Origin of the sequence: Halococcoides cellulosivorans, from assembly GCF_003058365.1 — an archaeon.
GTDB lineage: Archaea > Halobacteriota > Halobacteria > Halobacteriales > Haloarculaceae > Halococcoides > Halococcoides cellulosivorans.
Genome location: NZ_CP028858.1, coordinates 1,093,519 through 1,117,286 on the forward strand (window position 1 = coordinate 1,093,519; position 23,768 = coordinate 1,117,286).

Consider the following 23,768-nt stretch of genomic DNA (forward strand, 5'->3'; position numbering starts at 1 on the left):
CGGACTGAAAAGGCCGTGGACGCGACCCCGATCAGGCTGGTGACGAGTCACCGGCGTCGTCGGGCGATTCGTCGGGGTCCTCCGGCGTCCCCGGTGACTCCTCGGTCGGTTCGTCGCTCTCCGGTTCACCTGTGGTCTCGGTGTCATCGTCGTCGATCGCCGCGCGGACGCCGAGGCCGACCTGTCGGACGGCGACGACCTGGGTATAAAAGAGAACGAAGAAGCCGACGACGAAGACGAGCAGCCATTGGGCCATCAGTCCGCCGATCACCCAGGCGGCGAACGCGACGAGCCACCGGACGGCGTAGCGTCGATCGGTCGCGATCGAGCGGTACCGACCGACGGCCATCGTTCCCGACAGGCCGTCTCGAACGTACAGTGCGACCGAGATGGGGAGCAGATACCAGGACAGGACGGCGTAGAGGCCACCGATCGGGACGCCGAGCAGTGCGACGACGAGCAAAAGCAGGCCCTGGTCGTTTGCCACCGACGAGACGACCATCCCGAGGACGAGCGACGCGGCGGCGATCACGACCAGCGGGATCAGGTACGCGATCGTGATCGCGATCACTGCGAGGCCGTCTTTGAGTCGGGCGCTGAGGTCCGCGAACGTCGGCGGTGCGTCCGCTCCGTCGAGTGTCGACCGGAGCACGTCGACGTAGTACCCGAACACCGGGAGCGCGACGAGGAGGCCCACGAGCGTGACCAGTGGCTGGACGACCACCGCGAACACGAGGAGGAACATCGACATGATGCTCCCGATCAGCGTGAGCGCCTGACTGCCGAACAGGAGTCCCCCGCCGGCAGCGACCGTCGAGAGCCAATCGTCTTTGCGTGTCGGATATCGCACCGCCGCTTCGAGGTCGACCATATCTCGTCTCTATAATATTCGGTACAAAGGGCCTTCGAAACGAGCGCGTCAGTCCGCGCTGTCCAGGTCCATCGCCGCCACGTAGCCCAGGCCGTACAGTCGGACCGTGACCACTCCCAGGTAAAACTGGAGGAAAACGCCGATCACCGCGAGGTACAACAGGCCGATGAACTGGCCGGCGACGAACTGGATCCCGAACGCGATCGTCCAGTAGATCGCGAACGCCTTCGTGAACGCGACCTGCGTGATTCGATCGTGGTCGAACGCCGTGCGGAGGTCGCCCTCGTGAGCGTAGATCGCCATCGAGATCGGCACGAAATACGGCATCACGGTCACGTACACCGCCACCACGAGACTGAAGACGACCACCCCCAGGCTACCGATCAGCAGGCCACCGACGACGGCCGCGTCGCCCCCGAGGGTCGTGACGATTCCGACTCCGAGTGCCGCCAGAACTCCGACGACCACCAGGACGACCACCAGCGGGACGGTGTACACGAGACTCACGGCGATCGGGATCAGGCCGTCTTCGAACAGTCGTTCCCAGTCCTCGAAGCGGGGTGGGTCGTCGTCGCCCTCGATGGTCGCCCGCAGGACCGCCATATAGTAGCCACCGACGGGGAGCGTAATCGCCACCCCGAGCAGGATGACGAGCGGAAACAGAGCGACACCGACGAAAACGAGGCTGAGTATCGCAGCCACGAGCAAGCCGACACCGACCACCGCGAGATTCACCACGAACAGTCCGCCACCGATCCCGATCGTCGACAGCCAGTCGTCGTCTTCCAGTGGATAGGTGATCGCGTCTTCGAACTCGACCATGGTCGAATCGTTACCGTCCGGCATCAAAATAATGCAGTACTCGTCACCACTCGGCCGGTTCGTCGGGGCTCGGGGACTCGCGAGGCGGTTCCGCCTCCCCGTTCCGATTCGAGGCGTCTCCGTGCGCTGGCGCTTACTCGCGGGTCACTGCGTTCCCCGCTCGTGATTTCGAGACGCTCCCGATGGTCGCGTCTCGCTTTACTCAGACGCCTCGCCGTTCTCCACGGCTCGCGCAGAGCGCTCGCCGTTCCGTTCCGAGGGTGTCTCCTTCAGTTCGTTCAGTCGCCACCCTCGCCGTTCTCCGCGGGTCGGCTCCGCCTCCCCGCTCCGATTCGAGGCGTCTTCGTTCGCTCCGCTCACTCAGACGCCTCGCCTTTCTCCACGGCTCCCTGACGGTCGCCGTTCCGATTCGAGGCTTCTCCGTGCGCTACGCTTACTCCGAAGCCTCGCCCTTCACTATCGGCGCACCCACGAGGTTACCCCACTCAGTCCACGAGCCGTCGTAGTTGACGGCGTCGTAGCCGAGCAGTTCGTGCAGCGCGAACCAGGCGACCGAGGAGCGCTCTCCGATCCGGCAGTACGCGACTGTCGTCTCCGATCCCTCGATGCCGACGTCGGCGTACAGGGCTTCGAGTTCGTCGCGGCTCTTGAACAGGCCGTCCTCGTCGGTGACGGCGGCCCAGGAGACGTTCTGGGCACCGGGGACGTGGCCGCCGCGCTGGGCGGTCTCGGTCAGGCCCGGCGGGGCGAGGACTTCGCCGCTGAACTCCTCGGGCGAGCGGACGTCCACGAGCGGCAGGTCGCGCTCGATGGCGTTTTCGACGTCTTCGCGGTACGCGCGGATCGTCTCGCGGGGACCGCCGGCGTCGTACTCGACGCTCGGGTAGTCCGGGACCTCCGTCGTCGTCGGGTAGTCGTTCTCGATCCAGTACTCGCGCCCGCCGTCGAGCAGTTTCACGTCGTCGTGGCCGTAGTACTTGAACTGCCAGTAGGCGTAGGCAGCGAACCAGTTGGCGTTGTCGCCGTACAGGACGACCGTCGAATCCTCGGTGATGCCGGCCTCACCGAGCAGCGCCTCGAAGTCCGATTTCGTGAGGATGTCCCGCGTCGTCTGATCCTGGAGTTGGGTCTCCCAGTTGAATCCGATCGCGCCGGGCGCGTGGCTCTCGTCGTAGGACTCGGTGTCCACGTCGACCTCGACGAGTCGATACTCGGAATCGTCGGACTGGAAGGCGTCCAGATTGTCGTCGACCCACTCCGCCGAAACGATGACGTCGTTCGCGTAGTCGCTCATTGCATTCCACCCTACTGGCGGGGGTCATAAAGCGCCGTGCGAAGAGGCAGGTTCGGTCATCCCTCCGCGGTCTCGACAACACTCTCCGGGAGGTCACCATCGCCCCGATTCGGACCGCCCACGGGCGAGACCGCGCTGGCCTCACACCGGCAACGATTGCCGAAACTCCGGACGGTGGTGGGCCAGGACAGCGAGTGCGAGGAGTGCGAGTGTGAGTCCGCCGACGGTTTCGAGCGGAGTGTGGACACCCGCGCCGACGCGAGCGGGCATCATGAGAAGGGGGATGACCACGAGGACGACCGCGCGTCTGTCCGCGAGCGCGACGAGGCCGAGCGGCGTCATCGAAAACAGGACGTGCCCGGAGAGGTTCCAGAACGGTACGATCGCGGTGTGCACCACAGTGACGGCTCCGAGCGTCAGACACGCCCATAGGACGTGATCGCCCCAGTCTCGGGACTGCCAGACGGCGACGATGACTGCCAGGCCGACGAGCAAGGCGAGACTCGCCTGTAGATCGCCCGCTGACTCCCCGACGAGCAGTTCGGGTGTCGCGGCGATCACTCCGACTGTAACCCCTGCTCCGAGCACGACCGTGACGACGCGCCCGACGGTCTCGATCGGTTCGGCATCGGACGCGTTGGCTTCGACGAGTGCCATCACCGTGAGACCGAGGACGACCATCTGTTCCGGAGCGAACACCGCCGAGTACGTTTCGGAGAGCCCCATAGCTGATCGTTCGTGAACACCGACCTGGCAGTTTTGATTCTCGATCGAGCGACTACTGTCCCAATATTTTTGACCGTTGACGGAGTTTTCGACGTATGCGAAACCGACGTTCCGGGTGGCTCCCCCACCGCTCTCGACATCGCCTCTCTCCGGGCGTGATCCGGGCGTGACGCCGACGCCGTCGGGGAACACCACGGCCACCATCTTCCCGATGGAGTGGGGATCGGGATTGCCGCTGCCAGACTGGGCTGTCTCGTTCGGTGAGGCCGTGATCGTGTTCGCTCTGGCGTACGTCATTCAGCGACTGTTGGCACGTCTTTTGGCCGATCGGATGCGGAAGCGGTTCGACCGCCAGAGTCTCAGTCGGACGGCGATGCGTGCCATTCGCGTGGGGATCTTCGCGTTCGCGGTACTGATCGTCCTCGACAGTTACGGTTTCAATCTCGCTGATTTCACTCTCTCCGTGGCGGTCTTCTCGGCGGTGGTCGGTGTGATCCTCGCACCGATCGTCGGGAGTCTGATCAGCGGGGTCTTCCTGTTGGCCGACCAGCCCTACGAGATCGGTGACATGGTCGAGATTCAAGACACCGGCCAGCGGGGGTTCGTCGAGGACATCACACTCCGCCACACCAAGATATTCACGCTCGACAATACGTTCATCGTCGTGCCGAACGGGACGATCCGCGAGCGAGACGTGATCAACTACTCCGCCGAGGACGCCCGGACCCGCCAGACCATCGACGTGGTCGTCACCTACGAGAGCGACCTCGATCGGGCGCGGAAACTCCTCGTCCGGGTGGCCCGGAGGACCGACGCCGTCATCGAAGGCGGGCCAGACATTCGAATCGGTGCCGCACGGTATCCCTCCGAACCGGTGGTGTTGCTCGAAGAGTTTGGCGATCACGGTATCGGCCTGCGCCTGCGCTACTGGATCGAGCAGCCATACCGCCTCAACGCGATCAAATCCTCGATTCAGACCGCCTACGAGGACGCAATTCAAGACGAACCCGTCGCCATCGCGTACCCCCACTCGCATCTCGTCTTCGACGACACGAGCGGGTCGCTCACGATCGATCGCGACGGTATTGGGTCCTCCGGTCGCGCGGGGGGCGAGCGCACCGGCGACGCCGGGACCGATGCCGCGACCGACGTCGAGACCGACGGTGGGGCTGGCGGAAACGTCGACGGCACGACCGACCCCGTCAGCGGTGGAGAGGCCGACCCAGAGGCCGGCAGCGGGACCGACGGCACCGACGATTCGGAGCCATCGGTAGGGTCTTGAGTCCACCGCCGGAATCCGGTCCATGAGCGAGGTCGATCGGATCAGTCTCACCCTCCCGCCCGCGATGGTCGAGCGACTCGACGGCATCGTCGAGGACTGGGAGTACGCCAGTCGGTCGGAGGCCGTTCGCGACGCACTCAGAGACTTTTTCACCACCTACGCCTGGGAGCGCGGCGGCGACGGTGACCACCAGGGGACAATCGTCGTGGTCCACGATCACGACCACGACAGCGACGTGGCCGGACGGATCCAGCACGTCCAACACGAAATGGCCGACGTCGTCACCTCGGTCCAGCATATCCATCTCGATCACGACTCCTGTATGGAGACCATCGTCGTCGACGGGCAGGCCGCGACGATCGAGGAGCTCGCCAATCGCCTCCGCGCGATGGACGGCGTCCGCCAGGTCAAGGTCGTTGTCGTCGGCAACGGCGAGTGAGGTCTCGACGCGACCGCGACCGTCTCCGACCGCCGTGAGTCGCCGTCGAAACCCTTAGGCAACGCCACCCCGTCGATCGGACATGGCCAACGACGACAGCGGCGGACTCATGTCGAGTGCGGGTCTCGTCCGGTATTTCGACGCCGAGGACAGCAACGCCATCCAGATCGATCCGCGCACCATCGTCGCACTCGGCGTCGCGACGGGGCTGATCGTCATCGTCGCGCGCGTGCTGATGGTCCTGTAGCGACGGATCGATGGACGAGACGAGTCACGACGACGATTCGTCGATCGGCGTTCGGATTCGGGGCATCTACACCACGGCAGCGACCGCTCGGCTACTCGACGCTGGCGTGAGTGTCGTCCAGCCGTCGCCGGCGATCCGCGAGCGATTCGACGCTTCGTTCGGGGCGGGGCCCGCCGACGCGTCGGTCCGGACCAGTGACGACGGCATCGCGATCGGCGTGCACGGCGCTCCCGACGCCGTCGACCGGGTCACCGACGTGCTGGCGGTCGGCCGCGATACACTCACACACGACGTCCTCCCGGAGGGTGGGGTCTATCGCGCAGAAGTCACGGACACGAGTTCGCGGAGTGCGGTCGTCGATCTCGGCGTGGGTGAGGCACTGCTCCCCGCTCACGACGTCGAGGGGCACGTCGAGACCGGCGACGAACGACTGGTCCAGGTCAGCGAGGCGCGCCCACCGTGGGCCGATCGCCCGCTGGTCGAGTCGCCACTCCGCGTCGAAGGTGGCCTCGCCACGCTCGTCCGCGGTGGGTCGTCGACCACGCGTGGCGGGCCCGACCTCACCACGCTGATCGACCCCGATCTGCCCGACGGGTGGGCGATCCGGTACGGTGCGGACGCCGACGTGGACTGTCTCGACGCGATCACCGCGACGATCGATCGGCTCTCCGATCGCGCCCGGGCGATCGACGCCGCCATCGCCGCGACCGACGCGGGCCCGGGCCCGGTCTGGACCGATCGCGCGAGTCGGTGGCTCCGTCTCGGGCGGGAGGGTCGGGCGGCGCTCGACGACGACCGCCGCACGGTCACGCCGACCGTCCCGGGCCACCATCGCATCAAAGCCGGTGGGCACACCGCGGGCCGGGGCGTCGACTTCCTGGAGGCGACCGACGCGCCCGATTCGATCGACGAGCCACCGATCGCCGCCGCGATGGAGGCGTTCGGACCGGGCGAGGGCGATCGCGTCGCGATCGAGCACGGCAAGCCCGACGGGCGGGCCTTCGAGTTGGGCACGGGCACGGTCACCGACCGCGACGGCACGACGATCGACCTCGAACGCGAGATGCACTCTTCGGGCACCTACGACGGTCTCGGCACCCCCCGGGAGGCGGGCGACACTGCGACGACGACCTACACCGAGGGCCAGTGGTGGGCTCCGACGGTGTATCGCAGCGACGGCGCGTATCGGGGGACGTACGTCAACGTCTCGACGCCCGTGGAGATCTTTCCCGACACCGTCCGGTACGTCGACCTGCACGTCGACGTGGTCAAACGACCCGACGGCGAGGTCGAACGCGTCGACGATGACGAACTCGCGGCGGCGGTCGAGGCCGGCGATCTGAGCGCGGAGTTGGCCGAGCGGGCACGGACGGTCGCCGATGCGGTCGAGAATGCGCTGTGAGGGGTCGTAGCGTACTTTTTCGATCGACTTCGATTCTTTTCGGTGGATTTTCGAAAAATTTGCGATCTACGGGCGGCATCCCGCCGAGCACAGCGAGGCGGGGTTCAGGAGCGTCGCTCCTGGCACATCGAACGACGACCGAAGGGAAGAGAGATGTGCCGGCCGGGAATTGAACCCGGGCTATGAGCTTGGGAAGCTCATGTCCTACCACTAGACCACCGGCACTCGTTCACTGCGTTCACTCGTGCCGTGCATCGACGGACATCGTCCGTCTCAACACCGGCACTCACTCGCATTCGCTCGTTCGTGCCGTGGATCGCAAATCCGACGGATTTGCTCACCACCGGCACTCGTCCGCGCCGAGGCCCACGACGCTTCCCGATCGCGTGACCTCGGCACTCGATTCGGGCGTTTCGCCCGACGGCACTTGAACGTAGCGTTCCTCGCTGGCGAGCGGTGCGCACACCCGGACGGTGAAGTGGCTCGGGTGTGGAGATCGATGCGATGACTGATTCCGATCTGGCGACGGCGGACGACCCACTGGATCTGCGCTTTTCGGACGAGGAACTCGCCGCACGTCGGGACCACGTCACCGACTTCGTTCGCGAGTTCGTCGATCGAGCGGGCGTGGAGCGCGCGGTGATCGGACTCTCGGGCGGCGTCGACAGTTCGACGGTCGCGGCGGTCGCGAGCGAGGCGCTCGGTCCGGACGCCGTCCATGGCCTCGTGATGCCGAGTTCGGTCGACGACGACGAGATCATGAGCGACGCCGAACGACTCGCTGAACAGCTCGGCATTGCCTACGACGTGCTCCCGGTCGGTGAGATCGTCGAGACGACCGCCGATCTCGCCCCCGAGGTCCGCGACGATCGCATGGCGATGGGCAACCTTCGCGTGCGCGCGCGGACGCTCGTCAACTACTCCGTCGCGAACGCCGAGGACGCGATCGTGCTCGGGACGGGCAATCGCACCGAGTCGCTGATCGGCTATTTCACCAAATACGGCGACGGCGCGGTCGACTGCCTCCCGATCGCGAACCTCTACAAACAGCAGGTTCGCCAACTCGCCCGGGATCTCGGTGTGCCCGAATCGATCGCCGGGCGGACGCCGACGGCGGGCATGTGGCTCGATCAGACCGACGAAGCGGAACTCGGCGTCGAATACGACACGCTCGACTCGATTCTCGCACTCCACGTCGAGGGTGGCGTGCCCGCGACGGCGACCGCCAGGACGATCGGCGTCGATCGCGAGGTGGTCAGAGACGTTCGCGAACTGTACGAACGGAGCGCGCACAAGCGATCGATGCCGCCCGGTCCGGATCGGCCCTGACGCCCAGGCGCGGCGGGCGTCCGGCCGACCTAGACGACCCGATAGATCCGGCGGCGCTTGTCGACTGCTTCGAACCGGTCGCGCAGGCTGATCGGGACGGTCTCGGTCATCCCGATCACGAGGTAATCACCCGAATCGAGGCCGTCGACGAGCGTCTCGAAGATCGGCTCTTTGTACGCCGCGTCGATGTAGATCAGGAGGTTCCGACAGAACGCGATGTCGAACGATCCAGGGGCGGACCCGCTGACCAGGTCGTGGCGCTCGAAGGTGACCATTTCGCGGACCTCGTCGGTGACGGTGAACGTCGAGCCCTCGCGGTCGACGTACGCCGTCGGATCCGACAGCGGTTCGAGTTCGGTGGCGATATCGGAGGTCGTCGAGGTCTCGTAGGTGCCCGCTCGCGCCCGTTCGAGGACGTCCGCGTTGATGTCTGTCCCGAGGATGTCGATGTTGGTGTGATCGATCTCGTCGGCGTCCAGCGCGAGCATCGCGACCGAGTACGGTTCGCGCCCGTCGGCACAGGGCGCGTTCCAGACGTCGACGGTCTGGCGCTCGTCGGTCAACTCCGCGAGGATGGGCCGTAACTGCTCCCAGACCTCGGGGTTGCGGAAAAACCCCGTCACGTTGATCGACAGCGAGTCGAGCAGCGCCTCGCGCTCGTCGGGGTCGTCGAGCAACTGGCGGTAGGCGTCGTAGTCCTCCACGCCGGTCCGGCGGATCCGGGCGGTGATTCGCCGGTCGAGGTACGCCTGGTTGTAGAAATCCGATTCGAAGTCCATCCCCGAGTCGATGGCGTCGAGGAGGCGCTCGAACGCCGCCTCCGATCCCGAGCGCCGGCTCATAGCGTGACCACGTCGATGATGTGGACGATGTTCCCGTCGCCCAGGACGGCCGTCCCCGAGAGCCCGGGTGTTCCACTCAAAATGCCTTCGAGGGGCTTGACGACGACTTCCTCTTGGGCCTCGACGGCGTCACAGTGCAGCGCCACACGACGTTCGGACTCCCGGACGCGCACGAGCATGCCGTCACCGTTCGTCCGAGCGCCGGGCACGTCGAACGCCTCCCCGAGGTCGATCACCGGATAGATCTCGTCGTTGTGCCGGATGACGGGCCGACCGTTGATCGTCTCGGACTCCGTCGACCGCGTGATCTCGTCGACGTTTTTGATCGGGATGCCGTAGCGTTCGCCCGCGACCGAGACAAAGAGGACCTTCACGATCGCCATCGTCACCGGCAATCGCAACGAGACGGTCGTCCCCTCGCCCAGCGTCGAGGCGACGTCGACCGAGCCGTCGAGTTGGGAGACCGTCTCGTGGACGACGTCCATCCCGACGCCACGCCCGCTGACGTCGGTCACTTCCTCGCTCGTCGAAAATCCGGGGTGGAAGACGAGGTCGTACACCTCGTCGTCGCTCATCGCGTCGAGTTCGTCACTCGATCGGACGCCCTCGCGCCGCGCCTGATCGCGAATCTCGTCGGCGTCCAGCCCCGCGCCGTCGTCTTCGACCGTGATGACGACGTGATCGCGTTCCCGGGTGGCCCGGAGTTCGATTTGGCCCTCGCGGGGCTTCCCGGCGGCTTCGCGCTCGTCCGGCCGTTCGATGCCGTGATCCACCGAGTTCCGCAGGATGTGCATCAGCGGGTCGCTGATCTCGGTGAGGATCGTCCGGTCGAGTTCGATGTCCTCGCCGTCGATCTCGAAGGTGATCTCCTTGTCCAGATCGCGAGCCAGGTCTCGAACCAGGCGGGGGAACTTCCCGACGACTTTCTTCAGCGGCACCAGCCGCATGTCCATGACCGTGTTCTGGAGATTCGCGGTCACCTTGTCGAGTTCGTTCAGAGTGTCGTTCGCGCTGTTGAAGTTGCGATCCTCGACGGCCCGGCGGAGCTTGATCCGGCTGGTGACCAGTTGTTCGACCTGTCCGTGGAGGTCGTCGAGTTGGTCCACGTCGACACGGACCGATTTGATCTCCTGGGCAGACTGGGCGCTGGCGAGGTCGCCATCGCTCTCTGAGGTGTCGCCCTGGTCTCTCGCATCGTCGATCCGCTCGGGAGCGATGGTGTCGATCGCACGGATCTCGGCGTCGCCCGCCGCGTCGATGGCCTCCCGAGCGACGGTATCGTCGGGGGCGTCGAGGGCGATCAGGAACGACTCCTCGAAGGCTCCGTCTTCGACGTCCTCTCGGTCGGGCACGGTTCCGAGGATGGCGACCTGGTCTTCGATTGCCTCCAGAGCGAGCATGGCGTCGACGCCGGGCATCTCCCCGCCGACGGCGAGTTCGGCGGCGACCAGCCCCTCGGTGGGGTCGGTGTCGACGGCTTCGAGGACGGTCACCGGATCGGCCCCGCCCTCTGTGGCCCCGGTCTGCTCGGTCGTGACTGCCTCGGCGTCGCCGGACTCGTGGGCCTCGTGAGTCGCGCGCAACTCGTCGACGAGATCCGCCGTCGCGGTGTCGGTCTCGCCGGTCTCGTCGATCTCGGTGACGATCGCCTCGATCCGGTCGACGCCCTCGAAGATCAGGTCCATCACGTCGCCGCTGACCGGGACCGACTCGTCGCGCATCCCGTCGAGGAGGTCCTCGATCGCATGCGCGAGTTCGCTCGCCTCCTCGAACCCCATCGCCCCAAAATTGCCTTTGAGAGTATGTGCCGTCCTGAATATCTGCTCCATCGCCGCTTCGTCGTCGGGATCGGACTCCAGATCGAGCAGCGAGTTGTTGAGCGCTGTGATGGCTTCCTCGCTCTCCCGGACGAACTCCTCTAGATACTGGTCACTCATTGGTTGCAGTCTCCCGTTCGATAGCGTCCTGAATCGCACGCGGCAGGTCCTCCAGCGCGGCGACGGTGTCGACACAGCCCGTTTCGGCGGCCCGTGTTGGCATCCCGTCGACCGCCGAGGTGGCGGCGTCCTGAGCGATCGTGCGCCCGCCGGCGGCTTTGATCGCCTCGATGCCCGCGGCACCGTCCCGGCCCATGCCGGTCACGACGACGCCCACGAGTGGATCGGTCACCACGTCGGCGGCCGAGGTCATCGTCACGTCCACCGAGGGGCGGACGCTGTTGACCGGTGGCTCTTCGGAGAGCGCGACCGACAGGCGACCGCGATCGTAGGTATCGACGACGAGGTGGTAGTCGCCGGGGGCGACGAGCGCGTCGCCGCCGCCGATGGTATCGCCGTGACTGGCCTCGCGAACGCTGTACGCCGAGTGGGCGTCCAGTCGATCCGCGAACCGAGCGGTGAAATCTTTCGGCATGTGCTGGACGACGAGGATCCGGAAGTCGGCCTCGATCGGCAGCGATTCGAGGATGTGCTCGACGACGCTCGGGCCGCCGGTCGACGAGCCGATGACGAGCGTCGGGCGGTCGAGGGTGGCCCCCCGCGACGTCGTCGTCGTCGTCGACTGTGGGACGCCACCCGCGGACACGTCGGCACTGGCCACCGTTCGGACGGTCTCTCGGATCGAGTCTTCGAGACTCGAAATCGTCGCTGACACCTCGCCGCCGGGCTTGGCGACGAAATCGACCGCGCCCCGGTCGAGCGCCTCGAAGGTCACGTCCGCGCCCTCGCTGGTGTGGGCGCTGAGCATGACGATCGGTGTCGGATGCTCGTCCATGATCCGCTCGACGGCGTCGAGGCCGTTCATCGTCGGCATCTCCACGTCCATCGTCACGACGTCGGGGTCGTGTTCCCGGACGGCCCGAACGGCCTCGCGACCGTTCGCGGCGGTCGCGACGACGTCGATCCCACCCTCGTCGAGGACGTCGGAGATGACGCTTCGCATGAAGTGGGAATCGTCGGCAACGACGGCCCGAATCGATGCTGTGTGGTCCATGGCAATGATGCCCGACGGGCGCGTTGATCCCGGCGCCGTCGGACGCTTACCAGATCTTCTTCCAGAATCCGCAAAAGTGTACTGCCCACGGAATCAGACCTGATAGTTTCGCGGACATGCTTTTGGCCGGAATCGCGCTAGACAGAGGTAGCAATCATGTCAGCGACGATCGCCGCAGACGAGCGCGTTCAGGTGCTGGAGTTCGGACTCGGGACCGAACGCTACTGTGTGGCCATCGAGTACGTCACCGAAATCGTCGACGTCGGCACGGTCACGGCCGTTCCGAACGCCCCTCGCTATGTCGAGGGTGTCATGGACCTTCGTGGCCGGACGACGTCGATCGTCGACCCGACGGTTCTGCTCGGTGTCGACGGCGAGAGTGACCCCCAGCGGATCGTCGTGTTCGACCCGGAGACGGTCGGCGAGGATCGGGCTGTCGGCTGGCTCGTCGACGAGGTCTATCAGGTCCTCGACGTGGAATCCGGTGACGTCGAGGAGTCGCCGGCCTGGGACGACTCCGGAGAGATCAGTGGCGTCGTCAAGCGCGAAAACGGCTTTCTGATCTGGGTCGATCCGCAGTCGATTCACGCCTGATCGCGTTTTTCACACGAGTCGGGTCGGGCCGGCATTCTGTCGGTACGTCGGTGAAGACCGTCACGTGCGGAAGCTATCGATCCCCGACGGTAAGCCACGACCGTTAAGACGGTGCGGGTGAATGTTCGAGTATGTCCGTCCTTTCGTTCGACGAGACGGGTGTGGACGTCGTCTACGAGGGTCACGAGTTCCGCCTCGACAAGTCGTTGATCGAGGACGCGACCCAGCGATCCTATCCCGACGTCACCGATCACGAGGTGCTCAAACTCGTCGAACCCAACCCTGCGCTCGGCGGCGAACCGCGTCGGATCGCGGACATTCTGGACTGAGGACCTCGAATCACATCAGAGCCACGTCGAGTCTGGCCCGAACGGTCTCGGTCGACCCAATCGGGGACCAGCGGGCCCCGCGACGGCCGGTCCCCGACCACTGTTTTCGTGTTCGATACTTCCAATCCCGTCCAACAACATTCGCTCAACTCTGTTCGATCCTCAGTTATGCCGTTATTACCGTCGTATCGTAGTGGGGGCACTCTACGGGTATCGGAAATGAGATTTGGGTCCGGGAGTATACGATCGTTTCGACCCATTCGATAGCGTATGGGAACGAGCGAACGCCCGGTCTACCGAGACGAGACACGGTCAGCGGAGACACGCGTGACGGATCTATTGGATCGCATGACGGTCGCGGAGTTGGCCGGTCAGGCCGTCGGGACCTGGGCGGGGCATTTCGTCGACCACCAGACCGTCGACGACGTCGAGCGAATGGTCCGATCACACGGTCTCGGTGCCGTCGCCACGTTCGGCTGGAACGGCGCGAGCGACGTGCTGCTCGAAGACGTAATCGAGACGGTCAATCGTCTCCAGCGGACCGCGATCGAGGAGTCCCGCCTCGGCATTCCACTCCTCTTTAGCGTCGACGCCGTCCACGGCCACGCCTACGTCGAGAACGCGACGGTGTTTCCGAACGGTCTCGGCGCAGCGGCGACGTGGGACCCTGCGCTCGTCGAGCGGTCGGCGTCGATGACCGGCTCGGAGATGCGAGCGACGGGGGCGGTCCACAACTACGCGCCGGTCGCGGACGTGGCGCGGGACCCACGCTGGGGGCGCACGTTCGAGACGTTCGGGGAGAGCCCGTTTCTCGTGAGTGAGATGACCGCGGCCGCAGTGCGTGGCTACCAGTCGGGGTCGGCCCGAGGCGGGCCGGTCGCCGCGACGGCCAAACACTTCCCCGCGTACGGGGGGTCGATTGCCGCCGAAGACGCCGCACCAGCGGATATCTCACGTGATTCCCTCCAGAACGTCTATCTCGCACCGTTCCGACGAGCGATCGCGGAGGGCGTCGAAGCGATCATGCCAGCCTACAGCAGCGTCGAGGGCCACCCACCCCACGGTTCGCGGTGGATCCTTCAGGACCTCCTCCGCGAGCAGTTGGGCTTCGACGGCGCGGTCGTCTCCGACTGGGGCGGGGTCGATCACCTCCACAAGGACCACTTCACGACCAGCGACGCCCGCGATTCGGTCGTTCGGACGCGCCGGGCGGGGATGGACGTCGAATCGACCGGCGGAGCGGATCACGCCGACCGTCTCGTCGCGCTCGTCGAGGCGGGCGTGCTCGACGTCGAGACGCTCCGGGCGAGTGCCGAGCGCGTGCTCCGCTGGAAAGTCGAGTACGGCCTGTTCGAAGACCCGTTCGTCGAGGCCTGGCACGCCGATCAGATCGTCGGTCACGCGGACCATCACGCCCACGCCCGCGAGATGGCGACCCAGTCGCTCACCTGCCTCGAAAACGACGGGATTCTCCCCGTCGCCCCGACCGCCGACGTGCTCGTCACCGGCCCGAACGCCGACGATCCGGTTGCCCAACTCGGCGGGTGGAGCGTCACCGATCCCGACCACACCGACGCGGTGACCGTTCGGGCGGCGTTCGAATCGTCCCACGAAGGCAGCGTCGAGTTCGTCCCCGGCGCGTCGGTGACCGACCGGGTGGACGTCGACGCCGCCGCACGTGCCGCCGCGGACGCGGACGTCGCCGTGGTCGTCCTGGGTGAAGACTGGTACATCCACGAGTTCGGCATGGAAGTGATCACCGGGCGAGCCACGGGTGAGTTCCCCACACGGACGCACCTCGAACTTCCCGAGGCTCAGCGCGCGTTGCTCGAAGCTGTCGCCGCGACCGACACGCCGACCGTCGCAGTCGTCGTCGGGGGCCGACCGCTGATCCTGGATCGCGAGGCCGACCTCGCGGACGCACTCCTCTGGGCCTATTACCCGGGATCGGACGGTGGCCCGGCGATTCGAGCGGCGCTGACCGGCGAGACGTCGCCCGGTGGTCGCCTGCCGATCACGATCCCCCGATCGCTCGGTCAGATTCCCATCACGGCCGACCGCCTCGCCCGCCCCCGGCCGATCGGTGACGACGAACACTACCCTGACTACGACCCACTGTACACGCTCGGTGACGGCCAGACCTACACCACTTTCGAGACCGAGTCGGTCGGCGTCTCCCCCGAGACCGTCGGCCCACGCGGGACGATAACTGTCGAGGCGACAGTCCACAACGTCGGTACCCGCCGCGGGAGCGAACTTATCCGCGTCGAGGGCAGTGATCGCGCCAGCGATCGGGTGACGCCGGTGCGCGAACTCGTCGGCTTCGATCGCGTCACGCTCGGGCCCGGCGAATCGGAAACCGTCTCGATCGACGTGCCGATCGCACGCCTCGCCCGGTACGACGCCGAGGGCCACCGCGAGGTCGCCCCTGGCGAGTACGTGCTCGCGGTCGGTGACCACCAGCGCCGCGTCACCGTCGAGCGTCAGTATCACTGACCGAACCCTGTTCTGCCGATGAATGGGCGAATCGCGATTGGTTTTTCAGGGCTCGAAGGCTTCGAGCGCCGCGAGTCGCTCGGCGGCCGACCCGTCCGCGATCGCTGCGTCCGCGCGCTCGACGCCCGTGTCCAGTGAGTCGACGGTCCCACCGGCGTACAGCCGAACGGCCGCGTTCAAGACGACCGCATCGCGGACGGGCCCCTCACGCTCGCCCGCGAGCACGGCCTCGGTGATCGCCGCCGAGTCGGCGGCCACGTCGTCGACCGCGAGGGCGTCCTCGTCGGTGTCGAGGCCGAAATCGGCGGTCTGGATCTCCCGATCTGCGATCGCGTCGCCCGCCCACTCGGCCATCGCCGTCGATCCCGGGCGCACGTCGTCGTAGCCTTCCAGCCCCTGGACGAACACGATCCGATCGAACGACTGGGCGCTCGCTCGCAGCGTCTCGATCATCCGCTTCGCGAACGCGAGATGATAGAACGAACCGAGGTGGACGTCGGCGTTCGCGGGGTTGACCAGCGTCTCGATCGTGTTGATGAACGTTCGGACGCCCATCGCCGCGCGCCGATCGTACAGCGCGTCGATCTCGGGGGCGAAGTTCGGCTGGAAGTAAAAGCCGAAGCCCACGTCGTCGGTCATCGCCGCGCTCTCCGGCGGTTCGAGGTCGGTCGCGACGCCGAGTTCGTCGAGTACGTCGTAGTACGCCGGGGCCTCCTGGGTGGGAATGCCGCTCCCGCTGTGGACGACGACTGGTTGGCCCGCCGCGGCGGCGGTAAGGCCCGCGGCGACGCCGAAGATCGCCGTCTCGGCCTTCCCGTCGTAGTTTGCCCCGCAGTCGACGGGGTCGACCGACGGCGTCGCGGTCTCGACGCCGCGCTCGCGCGTGACGTCCAGTGTCGCCGCGAGTTCGGTCGGGGTGTTGGTCTTCCACCGATTGGCGAGCAGGAAGGCGCCGAGCGTCGTCGGATCTGGCTCGCGGTCGAGAATCCGGTCCATCGCGGTGCGGGCCTGGTCGGCGGTCATGTCGTCGGCGGTCTTCGGCCCCGACCCAACGACGTTCGTCATCAATTCGCGGAGCGTCGGGCCGGACGCTGTCGAGACGGACTCGGGCATGGTCGCGGAAAGGTGACTCGCACAATAATGGCTCCGGACTCCGGCGATCACGGCCGGTATCCGGTTTAGGGGATGGCTTGCCAGAGCGCGAACAGTGTCAGCGCGACGCCAGCGATCACGAACAGCGCGTTCTCCAGATCGATGGATTCGCGCCTCAGCGTCTCTTCGTCGGTGGATTGCAGACCGAACACGCCCTCCATGCCGCTCTCGTCGGCGCCCTCCTCGGCGCCTGCCCGTTCGGCGTCTTCGTCGCCAGTCCCCTCACCGACGTCGGAAACGGCGAATTTCCACTCTCCGTCCGACTCTTCTGCGACCTCGACCATGCCCGACGTTTGGGACGCGGCCCCTAAACCCTCCCGGGTTGCGTGTGAACGTCCCTCGTCCGCCGTCACCGGATCACGGTCCCCGGCGGTGCGTCCTCGTGGGTCGTCAACAGGTCGGCCTCGTCACCGGCGGCGAGCAGCATGCCGTTGGATTCCACACCGAACAGTTCCGCGGGTTCGAGGTTCGCGAGCACGATCACGCGCGTCCCGGGCAGCGCGTCGAGGTCGTGGAGCCGTTTGATCCCCGCGACGAGTTGGCGGCGCTCGACGCCGAGATCGACCTCCAGGCGGACGAGGTCGTCGCTGTCCTCGATCGGGTCGGCCGTCTCGATCTCACCGACGCGGATGTCGAGATCCTCGACGGTCTCGAAGGGAACGCGATCGTCGTCGATCGCCGGCAGGTCGGCGTCCGCTGTGCCGTCGCCGTCCTGGCCTGTGTCGCTCTCGTCGCCCGCGCCATCGCCGTCCGCGTCGTCAGCCTCGCCGTGCTCAGCGTCGGTCCCATCGGTGTTGGCGGCGACGCGCTCGTCGAGTTTCGCTTCGAGTTCCGCGACGCGCTCGTCTTCGATCGCCTCGAACAACTCGCTGGGCTCGTCGAATTCGGCCGGCGGGTCGTCGAGTGCATCCTCGATGGTCGCCTCGTCGATCGGATCGTCGTGGCCCAGCTGGGCCCAGAGTCGTCCGGCCGTCCCCGGGATCGTCGGATACAGCATGATCGCGGCGGCGTGGACGATCTGGACGCAGTCGCGGATGACCGGCGCGGCCTCCTCCTCGTCGAGATTCCAGGGTTCGGACCGCTGGATGTACTCGTTGCCGAAGCCGGTCAACTCGACGGCGATCGCCGTCGCCTCCCGGATGGAGTGGTCGTCGATGGCCGCTCGGAACTGATCGATCGCGCTGTCGATGCGCTCGCGCACCTCGTCGCTGACCGCCGCGTCGGGCGTCCCCCCGAAGTTCCGATCGGCAAAGAGCAGTGATCGGTACGCGAAGTTGCCGACGTTGCCGACGAGTTCGCCGTTCACCCGGCTCTGGAACCGCTCCCAGGAGAAATCCACGTCGTGCTGGAAGTCCGCGACCGTCGCGAGATAGTACCTGAGGAGGTCCGGATCGAACCCTTCGTCGAGATACTCGTCGGCCCAGATCGCCCGGCCCCGCGAGGTCGAGAAGCCCTCGCCGTCGAGGTTGACGAAGCCGCTGGCGACGACCGCCCGGGGTTCGGCGTAGCCCGCGACTTCGAGCATCGCTGGCCAGAAGATCGTGTGGTGTTGGATGATGTCTCGCCCGATGACGTGGACGATCTCGCCACCCTCGCCCGCGCCGGTGTCCGCCCCGATCGGGCCGCGGCGCTTGCCCGTTCGGGCTTCGTCTTTCCAGACGGCCTCCCAGTCGTAGCTGTCGGGCCCGACTCGTTCGGAGTACTGTTTGGTCGAGGCGATGTACTCGATTGGCGCGTCGACCCAGACGTACAGCACGAGGTCGGTGTCCGCCTCGGGGTAGTCGATCCCCCAGTCCAGATCCCGCGTGATACACCAGTCCTGCAGGCCGTCCTCGATCCACTGGCGGGGCTGGTTCTGGGCGTTGGGCGTCCCCTCCAATCGATCGATGAAGCCCGCGAGGTACTCCGAGAGATCGGAGAGCGTGAAGAACTTGTGAGCGCGCTCGCGGTACTCGGCCGCGTTGCCGGTGACGACGCTGACGGGATCGACGATCTCACCGGGTTCGAGGTGGCGACCACAGCCCTCGTCGCACTCGTCGCCACGGGCCTGTTCGCCACAGTACGGGCACTCGCCCTCGACGTACCGGTCGGGCAACGGCTGGTCGGCCTCGGGGTCCCACGCGACCTTGATCGGCCGCTCCTCGACGTAGCCCTCGGATTCGAGCGTGCTGACGATCTCTCGGGTGAGTTCGGTGTTCGTCGCGTCGTGGGTGTGTCCGTAGTTGTCGAACTCGACGCCGAACCGGGGGAACGTCTCGGCGTACGTCTCGTGATACTCCAGAGCGTACTCTTCGGGGTCGACGCCGTCCTTCCGGGCGTTGACCGCGACGGGCGTGCCGTGCATGTCCGACCCACAGACGAAGGCGGTCTGCTGGCCGATCGTGCGGAACGCACGCGCGAGTGCGTCGCCGCCGACGTAGGTCCGCAGGTGGCCGATGTGCAGGTCGCCGTTGGCGTACGGCAACCCGCAGGTCACCACCGCGGGATCGTCGGTCGGCAGTGTCTCGTGGCTCATACCTCCGGGTCTGGGAGCCTGCGTTGAAAAGCCGCCGGTTCCGAGTGGGCGCTCCGTCGCGGGGAGGGCGATCGGATCATTGAAATGATGGCTGATCGTGACGCCAGCTATGCAGGGATCGGGCCGCCGTCGGGCGCTCCAACGGATGGGACTGTCGCTCTCAATTGCGGTCGTACTGCTCTCCGTGGCCGTTCCCGCCGCCGGACAGCGACCGGTCGCGGGGGCACCCGTTCTCGGCCTCTGGCGTGTCGCGCTGTCGGTCGGACTGACGGCGTTCGGTGGGATCGTCCTGTTGGGGTTCGTCCCGGCGTTCGGCTACGGTGTGATCGATTCGATCGCAGAGAACCCGTTCGTCACGGGGATGTACGGTCTCGTTGGGACGATCGGACTCCTCGCACTCCTGGTCGTGACCTGGTTTCTCGCGGCCGTCCCGCTGTTCGGCGTCATCGTCGCGTTCGTCATCGTCGTCCCCGTCTCGTCGATACTCCTCCTGGGGGCTGCGGCGGGATACATCGTCGTCGGTCGGTTTCTCGGCGGCCTCGTGGGGGTCTCGAACGCCTGGGTGGGGCTGGTGATCGGCGTCGGACTGGCGCTCGTCGTCCAGCTTGTCGGCCCGGTGGTGGCCGTGCCCGTGTCGCTCCCGCTGACGATGCTGGGTGTCGGCGGCGGGATGGCCCAGTGGTTCGGATCCGGCGGCGCTCGCGAAGAGCGATCGGTGCCACCGGCGACCCGGGTCTAGACGCCGACGAGTTCGATCCCGGCGACGACCGCTCCGAGGACGATCACCAGACGGCCGATCGATCCGACGAACGTCGCGAGTGCGAACCGTCGCGCGTCGCTGCCGACGACCGAACAGGCGTACACCGGGAGCGTATCCGGAAAGGTCGGGACCGAGAGCACGACCGCGAGGCCGACGTAGCCGTAGCGACGCGCGATCGCGACCGTCGTCGTCTCCGAGTAGCCGACGACGTCGATCGGCGCGCGTCGGAACAGATCGAGGACGGGGTCGGATCGGGAGACGCCGTGACCGATGCGGAGTGCGAGCACACTCCCCAGAGCCTTCCCGGTCGCGCTGACGAGGACGATCGTCGCCAGCGTCGCCGGGTGGCCCACCCCCAGATCGAGCGGCGCGGCGAGCACGAGTTCGCCCGGGGTGGGGAGGGCGACGACGATCGCGACCGAGTAGACGAAGACGATCACGAGGCCGACGGGCCCGGTCGCGGTCCGCACAGACCGCTCGACCCAGGGACCGAGCGCGGGTGTCGCGATCACGATCCCGTCGGTGAGCATACAAGCGCGATGCGCCCGGCCCGAATCTATACGTTTCGGCCTCCCGATCAGTACCAGTCCAGATCCGCCACGAACGAGCGCAGCATCGATCGGGTGACGTGTGGCATACAGACGATGCGCAGATCGCCCGCTCCCGTCCGGGAGATCCGCCAGCCACGCCGGCGGAGCGCGTCGATGATCGACTGGGAGACGTCGGCGGCGACCAGCGGGAGTTCGGGATCGACCACCTCGTAGCCCCGCTCGCGGAGTTCGTCCGCGAGCCACGTCGCGTTCGCCATCGCGCGCTCGTGGTTGTCGCGATACCCGTCGGGCCAGAGCGTCTCCATCGCCGCGAGCGCGCCCGCGACGCCCGCGCCGCTGCGCGTGCCCGTCAGCGTGACCTGCGTGCTCGATTCGAGGTACGGTGTCTCGACTTCGAGGACCTCCAGCAGCGATTCGTCGCGAGCGAGCAGTCCGCCCGCGGGGATCGGGGCCTGACCGGCCTTGTGGGGGTCGATCGTCATCGTGTCGATCGGCGCGTCCGAAAAGGACCAGTCGTGATCGGTGAAGGGGAGATGAAAGCCACCCCAGGCGGCGTCGACGTGACAGAGCGCGCCCGCGTCGTGGGCCAACTCCGCGAGCGCGGGGACGGGATCGACGCGCCCGAACTCCGTCGATCCGGCGACGGCGACGACGAGCGCGGTGTCGGAATCAATCGCCTCGGCGATCGCATCGGGGTCGGCGCGGTAGTCCACGAGCGGTGTCGTCCGGATCTCGACGTCGAGCATCGCGGCGGCCTTGTGGAAGCTGAAGTGCGCGCTCTCGGGGGCGACCACGACGGGGTCGTCGGTGTCGGCGCGATTGCGCGCGATGCGGACGGCCTGGATGTTGGCCTCGGTGCCCCCGGTCGCGACGTAGCCCGCGGGATCCGCAAGCTCGGTGATCTCACCGAGGAGGTCGACCGCACGCTCTTCCAGGCGCGCGATTTCGGGGTAGGTCCCCGGATCGCCGGGGTTCGTCGCGAGAAAGCGGTCGGCAGCCGCTCGTGCGGGGGGACAGGGCTCGGTGCACATCGAAGAGAGGACGCGCCCGAAGTCCTGGGGCGTGGCTTCGAGCATGGACGGTTCGTCGGGCCCGATCCAATTATCGGTTGTGGGCTGTTCACTCATGGGTGGTGTCGAGGGTGGCACTCGGTTCGTACAGCGTCTTCCGGGCGTCCCGAAAGGACGGGCGTTCCCGGACGAGATTGCGACCGTCGAGTCGGGAGAGGGCGTTTCGGACGGTGCGCGGCGAGAGCCGCGTTCGGTCAGCGATCTGGGCGGTCGTCATCGGGGCCTCGCGTTCGAGCACGAAAAAGACGAACTTGGCGCTCGGAGAGGCCTCCGCGAGACGCCGGTCGGGCGGGTCGTCGTCGGCCACGGATAGTCTACCGTAAAGAGGGCCCGCGCGATCAAACGCGTGTCGATCCCCGACCGCGATCTACAGGCCTCACCGGCCGGGCCGCTCGATCGGGAGTCTCTCGCCGGCGCGCTCGGCGGTCGTCGCGAGTAACTCCGGGATCGCCACGAGATCGGTGGTGTCGATCACCTCGACTGGCGTGTGCATGTATCGATTCGGCAGGCCGACGTTGAGCGCGGGGATCCCGCCGCGAGCGGTGTAGAAGGCGTCGGCGTCGGTCCCCGTGCGGATGCCTGCGGCCTGCAACTGTACCGACTGGTCGATCGCGTCGGCGGTCGATCGGACCGCTTCGACGAGCGCGGGGTGGTTCGAACTCCCGCGGGTGACGACGGGCCCGTCCCCCAGATCGATCCCGTTCGACCGGTCGGCCGGCGAGACTGGCTGATCGGTCGCGTGGGTGACGTCCACCGCGATCGCGGCGTCGGGATCGAGATCGAACCCGACCATCGCCGCGCCTTTGATCCCGAGTTCCTCCTGGACGGTCGAGACTGCCGCGACCGAGACGTCCAGATCGCGGTCAGCGGCGGCCCGAAGCGTCTCCGCCGCGGTCCAGACGCCGACGCGGTTGTCCAGTCCGCGTGCGGCCAGACGCGTCCCCGCCAACTCGCGAACGCGCTGGTCGATCACGACCGGATCGCCACGATCGACGAGTTCGGACGCCTCGTCCCCGTCGCTCGCGCCGATGTCGACGTGTTGTTCGTCGATGTCGGGGACGCCGTCGTCGTCGGCGTCTCGCAGGTGGATCGCGGTCTGGCCGATCACACCGGGGATCGGGCCCCCGGCGGTCTCGACGGTGACGTGCTGGCCTCGCGAGACCGTGCTGTCGGCCCCGCCGATCCGATCGATCCGCAAGAATCCGTCGTCGGTCACGTCCCGAACGATGTAGCCGATCTCGTCGGCGTGGCCCACGATGGCGAGCAACGGGCCGCCGTTGTCGATCGTGGCGACCGCGTTCCCGTAGGCGTCGGTCTCGACTCGATCTGCGATCGGTTCGACGGCGTCGGTCCAGACCGACTGGACGCGGTCTTCGTAGCCCGACGGACCGGTAGTCGCGAGCAGGTCGTCGAGGAACGCACGTCGTCGCTGGTCCATATCGGGGCGAGGGTTGCACGACCAAAGAACGTCGCGATCGATGGGGCTCGAAGATCGACGGGCATCGATGGGTTCGCGGATCGACGTGGCTCGATGAGACACACGCCGAGAGCCGTCTGGCACCGGTCGGGCCATACGTTTAAAGCGACCCGATCGGAATGTAGACACATGCAGGTCGATCGCTTGTCGATGTCCGAACGGGGGCGCGTCGTCGGGGCCGTCCTCGGTTCGTCGCTGGTGTTGACCGCGTGCTTTCTCGGCATCGTCGCGCTCCTGGAAGGACAGATCGGGACGCTTCCGGGCCGGTTGCCGTACTACGTGCTCGGTGCAGCCGTCGTGTTCACCGTCGCGATGTTCGCACTCGAAGACCCGACCGATCACGGCGTCCCGATCGTGACGACGACGGCGGCGCTGTCTGTGCTGGGATTCGTCTTGCTCACCTTCGCTGCCGAGGGCATCTACTACACGATCTACCATCCCGGAAAGGTGTTCACTGCGAACTTGATCGTCTACTTCCTCGCGGCGGGGCTGATCTGTACGGCGCTCGGCTACTGGGCGCTGCACCACTGGCGAGAGTTCCTCTGACCGGTCGTCGAGTCGGTCCACAGCCAAACCGTT

The 23,768-nt window shown here is 66.7% G+C and carries 25 protein-coding genes and 1 tRNA gene; 10 read left to right on the forward strand and 16 right to left on the reverse strand.

Translation table 11 applies throughout. The features are described 5' to 3' along the window. Window positions 1-31: 31 nt before the first annotated feature. The 4 genes from HARCEL1_RS05290 to HARCEL1_RS05305 all read right to left on the reverse strand — a co-directional run bounded on the left by HARCEL1_RS05290 (window position 32) and on the right by HARCEL1_RS05305 (window position 3,713). Complete coding sequence (locus tag HARCEL1_RS05290) at window positions 32-871, reverse strand: DUF4013 domain-containing protein (protein ID WP_108381529.1); 840 nt, start codon at window positions 869-871, stop codon at window positions 32-34. A 48-nt stretch (window positions 872-919) separates the two neighbouring features. Beyond that, the gene (locus HARCEL1_RS05295; RefSeq protein ID WP_159077032.1) at window positions 920-1,693 is read right to left on the reverse strand and encodes a DUF4013 domain-containing protein; all 774 of its coding nucleotides are present in this window, start codon (window positions 1,691-1,693) and stop codon (window positions 920-922) included. A gap of 433 nt (window positions 1,694-2,126) precedes the next feature. Beyond that, on the reverse strand, window positions 2,127-2,987 hold the full coding sequence (locus HARCEL1_RS05300) for a sulfurtransferase (RefSeq protein ID WP_108381531.1): 861 nt from the start codon (window positions 2,985-2,987) through the stop codon (window positions 2,127-2,129). 141 nt (window positions 2,988-3,128) lie between these two features. Then, on the reverse strand, window positions 3,129-3,713 hold the full coding sequence (locus HARCEL1_RS05305; RefSeq protein ID WP_108381532.1) for a hypothetical protein: 585 nt from the start codon (window positions 3,711-3,713) through the stop codon (window positions 3,129-3,131). A 211-nt stretch (window positions 3,714-3,924) separates the two neighbouring features. Between HARCEL1_RS05305 and HARCEL1_RS05310 the strand changes: the two genes are divergently transcribed. The 4 genes from HARCEL1_RS05310 (at window position 3,925) to HARCEL1_RS05325 (ending at window position 7,083) form a co-directional block, all read left to right on the forward strand. Further along, the gene (locus HARCEL1_RS05310) at window positions 3,925-4,995 is read left to right on the forward strand and encodes a mechanosensitive ion channel family protein (protein ID WP_108384089.1); all 1,071 of its coding nucleotides are present in this window, start codon (window positions 3,925-3,927) and stop codon (window positions 4,993-4,995) included. 22 nt (window positions 4,996-5,017) lie between these two features. Further along, the gene (gene nikR, locus HARCEL1_RS05315; protein WP_108381533.1) at window positions 5,018-5,434 is read left to right on the forward strand and encodes a nickel-responsive transcriptional regulator NikR; all 417 of its coding nucleotides are present in this window, start codon (window positions 5,018-5,020) and stop codon (window positions 5,432-5,434) included. Window positions 5,435-5,516: 82 nt separating this feature from the next. After that, complete coding sequence (locus HARCEL1_RS05320; RefSeq protein ID WP_108381534.1) at window positions 5,517-5,681, forward strand: preprotein translocase subunit Sec61beta; 165 nt, start codon at window positions 5,517-5,519, stop codon at window positions 5,679-5,681. Window positions 5,682-5,691: 10 nt separating this feature from the next. After that, complete coding sequence (locus tag HARCEL1_RS05325) at window positions 5,692-7,083, forward strand: DUF402 domain-containing protein (RefSeq protein ID WP_108381535.1); 1,392 nt, start codon at window positions 5,692-5,694, stop codon at window positions 7,081-7,083. A gap of 154 nt (window positions 7,084-7,237) precedes the next feature. Here the strand turns inward: HARCEL1_RS05325 and HARCEL1_RS05330 are convergent. Beyond that, a tRNA-Gly gene (locus tag HARCEL1_RS05330) sits at window positions 7,238-7,308 on the reverse strand. Window positions 7,309-7,420: 112 nt separating this feature from the next. Beyond that, a complete protein-coding gene (locus HARCEL1_RS13860) occupies window positions 7,421-7,549 on the reverse strand; it encodes a hypothetical protein (protein ID WP_267894698.1) in 129 nt (42 codons plus the stop codon). A gap of 38 nt (window positions 7,550-7,587) precedes the next feature. On the opposite strand from HARCEL1_RS13860, the gene HARCEL1_RS05335 reads away from it, so the two are divergent. Further along, window positions 7,588-8,412 carry an NAD+ synthase gene (locus tag HARCEL1_RS05335; protein ID WP_108381536.1) on the forward strand — a complete coding sequence of 275 codons (825 nt, stop codon included), beginning with the start codon at window positions 7,588-7,590 and terminating at the stop codon, window positions 8,410-8,412. Window positions 8,413-8,441: 29 nt separating this feature from the next. Here the strand turns inward: HARCEL1_RS05335 and HARCEL1_RS05340 are convergent, their stop codons facing one another. Genes HARCEL1_RS05340 through cheB form a run of 3 tightly spaced genes read right to left on the reverse strand, consistent with a single transcriptional unit; the run spans window position 8,442 to window position 12,245 of the window. Then, a complete protein-coding gene (locus tag HARCEL1_RS05340) occupies window positions 8,442-9,254 on the reverse strand; it encodes a CheR family methyltransferase (protein ID WP_108381537.1) in 813 nt (270 codons plus the stop codon). After that, complete coding sequence (gene cheA / locus HARCEL1_RS05345) at window positions 9,251-11,191, reverse strand: chemotaxis protein CheA (protein ID WP_108381538.1); 1,941 nt, start codon at window positions 11,189-11,191, stop codon at window positions 9,251-9,253. The genes HARCEL1_RS05340 and cheA overlap by 4 nt, the downstream gene beginning before the upstream one ends. Beyond that, on the reverse strand, window positions 11,184-12,245 hold the full coding sequence (cheB, locus tag HARCEL1_RS05350) for a chemotaxis-specific protein-glutamate methyltransferase CheB (RefSeq protein WP_108381539.1): 1,062 nt from the start codon (window positions 12,243-12,245) through the stop codon (window positions 11,184-11,186). The genes cheA and cheB overlap by 8 nt, the downstream gene beginning before the upstream one ends. A gap of 156 nt (window positions 12,246-12,401) precedes the next feature. Between cheB and HARCEL1_RS05355 the strand changes: the two genes are divergently transcribed. The 3 genes from HARCEL1_RS05355 to HARCEL1_RS05365 all read left to right on the forward strand — a co-directional run bounded on the left by HARCEL1_RS05355 (window position 12,402) and on the right by HARCEL1_RS05365 (window position 15,664). Beyond that, window positions 12,402-12,839, forward strand: coding sequence for a chemotaxis protein CheW (locus HARCEL1_RS05355; protein ID WP_108381540.1), 438 nt, complete (start codon window positions 12,402-12,404; stop codon window positions 12,837-12,839). A gap of 131 nt (window positions 12,840-12,970) precedes the next feature. Next, window positions 12,971-13,168: a DUF5800 family protein gene (locus HARCEL1_RS05360; protein WP_108381541.1), complete on the forward strand. Its 198-nt coding sequence runs from the start codon at window positions 12,971-12,973 to the stop codon at window positions 13,166-13,168. A 270-nt stretch (window positions 13,169-13,438) separates the two neighbouring features. After that, complete coding sequence (locus HARCEL1_RS05365) at window positions 13,439-15,664, forward strand: glycoside hydrolase family 3 N-terminal domain-containing protein (RefSeq protein WP_233357417.1); 2,226 nt, start codon at window positions 13,439-13,441, stop codon at window positions 15,662-15,664. Between the two features lie 45 nt (window positions 15,665-15,709). Here HARCEL1_RS05365 and HARCEL1_RS05370 read toward each other — a convergent pair whose 3' ends face one another. The 3 genes from HARCEL1_RS05370 to metG form a co-directional block, all read right to left on the reverse strand. Further along, window positions 15,710-16,777 (reverse strand): anthranilate phosphoribosyltransferase, encoded by a 1,068-nt coding sequence (locus HARCEL1_RS05370; RefSeq protein ID WP_108381542.1) that lies wholly within the window; start codon window positions 16,775-16,777, stop codon window positions 15,710-15,712. Between the two features lie 65 nt (window positions 16,778-16,842). Further along, entirely contained in the window at window positions 16,843-17,100 is a 258-nt protein-coding gene (locus HARCEL1_RS05375; protein WP_108381543.1) for a DUF7312 domain-containing protein, read from the reverse strand. Window positions 17,101-17,165: 65 nt separating this feature from the next. Further along, window positions 17,166-19,331: a methionine--tRNA ligase gene (gene metG, locus HARCEL1_RS05380; RefSeq protein ID WP_108381544.1), complete on the reverse strand. Its 2,166-nt coding sequence runs from the start codon at window positions 19,329-19,331 to the stop codon at window positions 17,166-17,168. Window positions 19,332-19,440: 109 nt separating this feature from the next. On the opposite strand from metG, the gene HARCEL1_RS05385 reads away from it, so the two are divergent. Beyond that, complete coding sequence (locus tag HARCEL1_RS05385; protein WP_108381545.1) at window positions 19,441-20,070, forward strand: hypothetical protein; 630 nt, start codon at window positions 19,441-19,443, stop codon at window positions 20,068-20,070. Here the strand turns inward: HARCEL1_RS05385 and HARCEL1_RS05390 are convergent. The 4 genes from HARCEL1_RS05390 to HARCEL1_RS05405 all read right to left on the reverse strand — a co-directional run bounded on the left by HARCEL1_RS05390 (window position 20,067) and on the right by HARCEL1_RS05405 (window position 23,150). Beyond that, the gene (locus HARCEL1_RS05390; protein ID WP_108381546.1) at window positions 20,067-20,621 is read right to left on the reverse strand and encodes a VTT domain-containing protein; all 555 of its coding nucleotides are present in this window, start codon (window positions 20,619-20,621) and stop codon (window positions 20,067-20,069) included. The two genes, HARCEL1_RS05385 and HARCEL1_RS05390, sit on opposite strands and share 4 nt — an antisense overlap. Before the next feature lie 47 nt (window positions 20,622-20,668). Beyond that, on the reverse strand, window positions 20,669-21,718 hold the full coding sequence (gene mfnA / locus HARCEL1_RS05395) for a tyrosine decarboxylase MfnA (protein ID WP_108381547.1): 1,050 nt from the start codon (window positions 21,716-21,718) through the stop codon (window positions 20,669-20,671). A 43-nt stretch (window positions 21,719-21,761) separates the two neighbouring features. Next, window positions 21,762-22,019 (reverse strand): MarR family transcriptional regulator, encoded by a 258-nt coding sequence (locus HARCEL1_RS05400; protein ID WP_233357418.1) that lies wholly within the window; start codon window positions 22,017-22,019, stop codon window positions 21,762-21,764. A 69-nt stretch (window positions 22,020-22,088) separates the two neighbouring features. Further along, entirely contained in the window at window positions 22,089-23,150 is a 1,062-nt protein-coding gene (locus HARCEL1_RS05405) for a zinc-binding metallopeptidase family protein (RefSeq protein WP_108381548.1), read from the reverse strand. A 168-nt stretch (window positions 23,151-23,318) separates the two neighbouring features. Here HARCEL1_RS05405 and HARCEL1_RS05410 point away from each other — a divergent pair, with 168 nt between their 5' ends. After that, the gene (locus tag HARCEL1_RS05410) at window positions 23,319-23,735 is read left to right on the forward strand and encodes a hypothetical protein (RefSeq protein WP_108381549.1); all 417 of its coding nucleotides are present in this window, start codon (window positions 23,319-23,321) and stop codon (window positions 23,733-23,735) included. The last annotated feature ends 33 nt before the right edge of the window (window positions 23,736-23,768 follow it).

Bases quoted from the DNA above. Each gene is read 5' to 3' on its own strand.
- HARCEL1_RS05290 (WP_108381529.1), bottom strand. From the start codon at position 871: ATGGTCGACCTCGAAGCGGCGGTGCGATATCCGACACGCAAAGACGAT.
- HARCEL1_RS05295 (WP_159077032.1), bottom strand. From the start codon at position 1,693: ATGGTCGAGTTCGAAGACGCGATCACCTATCCACTGGAAGACGACGAC.
- HARCEL1_RS05300 (WP_108381531.1), bottom strand. From the start codon at position 2,987: ATGAGCGACTACGCGAACGACGTCATCGTTTCGGCGGAGTGGGTCGAC.
- HARCEL1_RS05305 (WP_108381532.1), bottom strand. From the start codon at position 3,713: ATGGGGCTCTCCGAAACGTACTCGGCGGTGTTCGCTCCGGAACAGATG.
- HARCEL1_RS05310 (WP_108384089.1), top strand. From the start codon at position 3,925: ATGGAGTGGGGATCGGGATTGCCGCTGCCAGACTGGGCTGTCTCGTTC.
- nikR (WP_108381533.1), top strand. From the start codon at position 5,018: ATGAGCGAGGTCGATCGGATCAGTCTCACCCTCCCGCCCGCGATGGTC.
- HARCEL1_RS05320 (WP_108381534.1), top strand. From the start codon at position 5,517: ATGGCCAACGACGACAGCGGCGGACTCATGTCGAGTGCGGGTCTCGTC.
- HARCEL1_RS05325 (WP_108381535.1), top strand. From the start codon at position 5,692: ATGGACGAGACGAGTCACGACGACGATTCGTCGATCGGCGTTCGGATT.
- HARCEL1_RS05335 (WP_108381536.1), top strand. From the start codon at position 7,588: ATGACTGATTCCGATCTGGCGACGGCGGACGACCCACTGGATCTGCGC.
- HARCEL1_RS05340 (WP_108381537.1), bottom strand. From the start codon at position 9,254: ATGAGCCGGCGCTCGGGATCGGAGGCGGCGTTCGAGCGCCTCCTCGAC.
- cheA (WP_108381538.1), bottom strand. From the start codon at position 11,191: ATGAGTGACCAGTATCTAGAGGAGTTCGTCCGGGAGAGCGAGGAAGCC.
- cheB (WP_108381539.1), bottom strand. From the start codon at position 12,245: ATGGACCACACAGCATCGATTCGGGCCGTCGTTGCCGACGATTCCCAC.
- HARCEL1_RS05355 (WP_108381540.1), top strand. From the start codon at position 12,402: ATGTCAGCGACGATCGCCGCAGACGAGCGCGTTCAGGTGCTGGAGTTC.
- HARCEL1_RS05360 (WP_108381541.1), top strand. From the start codon at position 12,971: ATGTCCGTCCTTTCGTTCGACGAGACGGGTGTGGACGTCGTCTACGAG.
- HARCEL1_RS05365 (WP_233357417.1), top strand. From the start codon at position 13,439: ATGGGAACGAGCGAACGCCCGGTCTACCGAGACGAGACACGGTCAGCG.
- HARCEL1_RS05370 (WP_108381542.1), bottom strand. From the start codon at position 16,777: ATGCCCGAGTCCGTCTCGACAGCGTCCGGCCCGACGCTCCGCGAATTG.
- HARCEL1_RS05375 (WP_108381543.1), bottom strand. From the start codon at position 17,100: ATGGTCGAGGTCGCAGAAGAGTCGGACGGAGAGTGGAAATTCGCCGTT.
- metG (WP_108381544.1), bottom strand. From the start codon at position 19,331: ATGAGCCACGAGACACTGCCGACCGACGATCCCGCGGTGGTGACCTGC.
- HARCEL1_RS05385 (WP_108381545.1), top strand. From the start codon at position 19,441: ATGCAGGGATCGGGCCGCCGTCGGGCGCTCCAACGGATGGGACTGTCG.
- HARCEL1_RS05390 (WP_108381546.1), bottom strand. From the start codon at position 20,621: ATGCTCACCGACGGGATCGTGATCGCGACACCCGCGCTCGGTCCCTGG.
- mfnA (WP_108381547.1), bottom strand. From the start codon at position 21,718: ATGCTCGAAGCCACGCCCCAGGACTTCGGGCGCGTCCTCTCTTCGATG.
- HARCEL1_RS05405 (WP_108381548.1), bottom strand. From the start codon at position 23,150: ATGGACCAGCGACGACGTGCGTTCCTCGACGACCTGCTCGCGACTACC.
- HARCEL1_RS05410 (WP_108381549.1), top strand. From the start codon at position 23,319: ATGCAGGTCGATCGCTTGTCGATGTCCGAACGGGGGCGCGTCGTCGGG.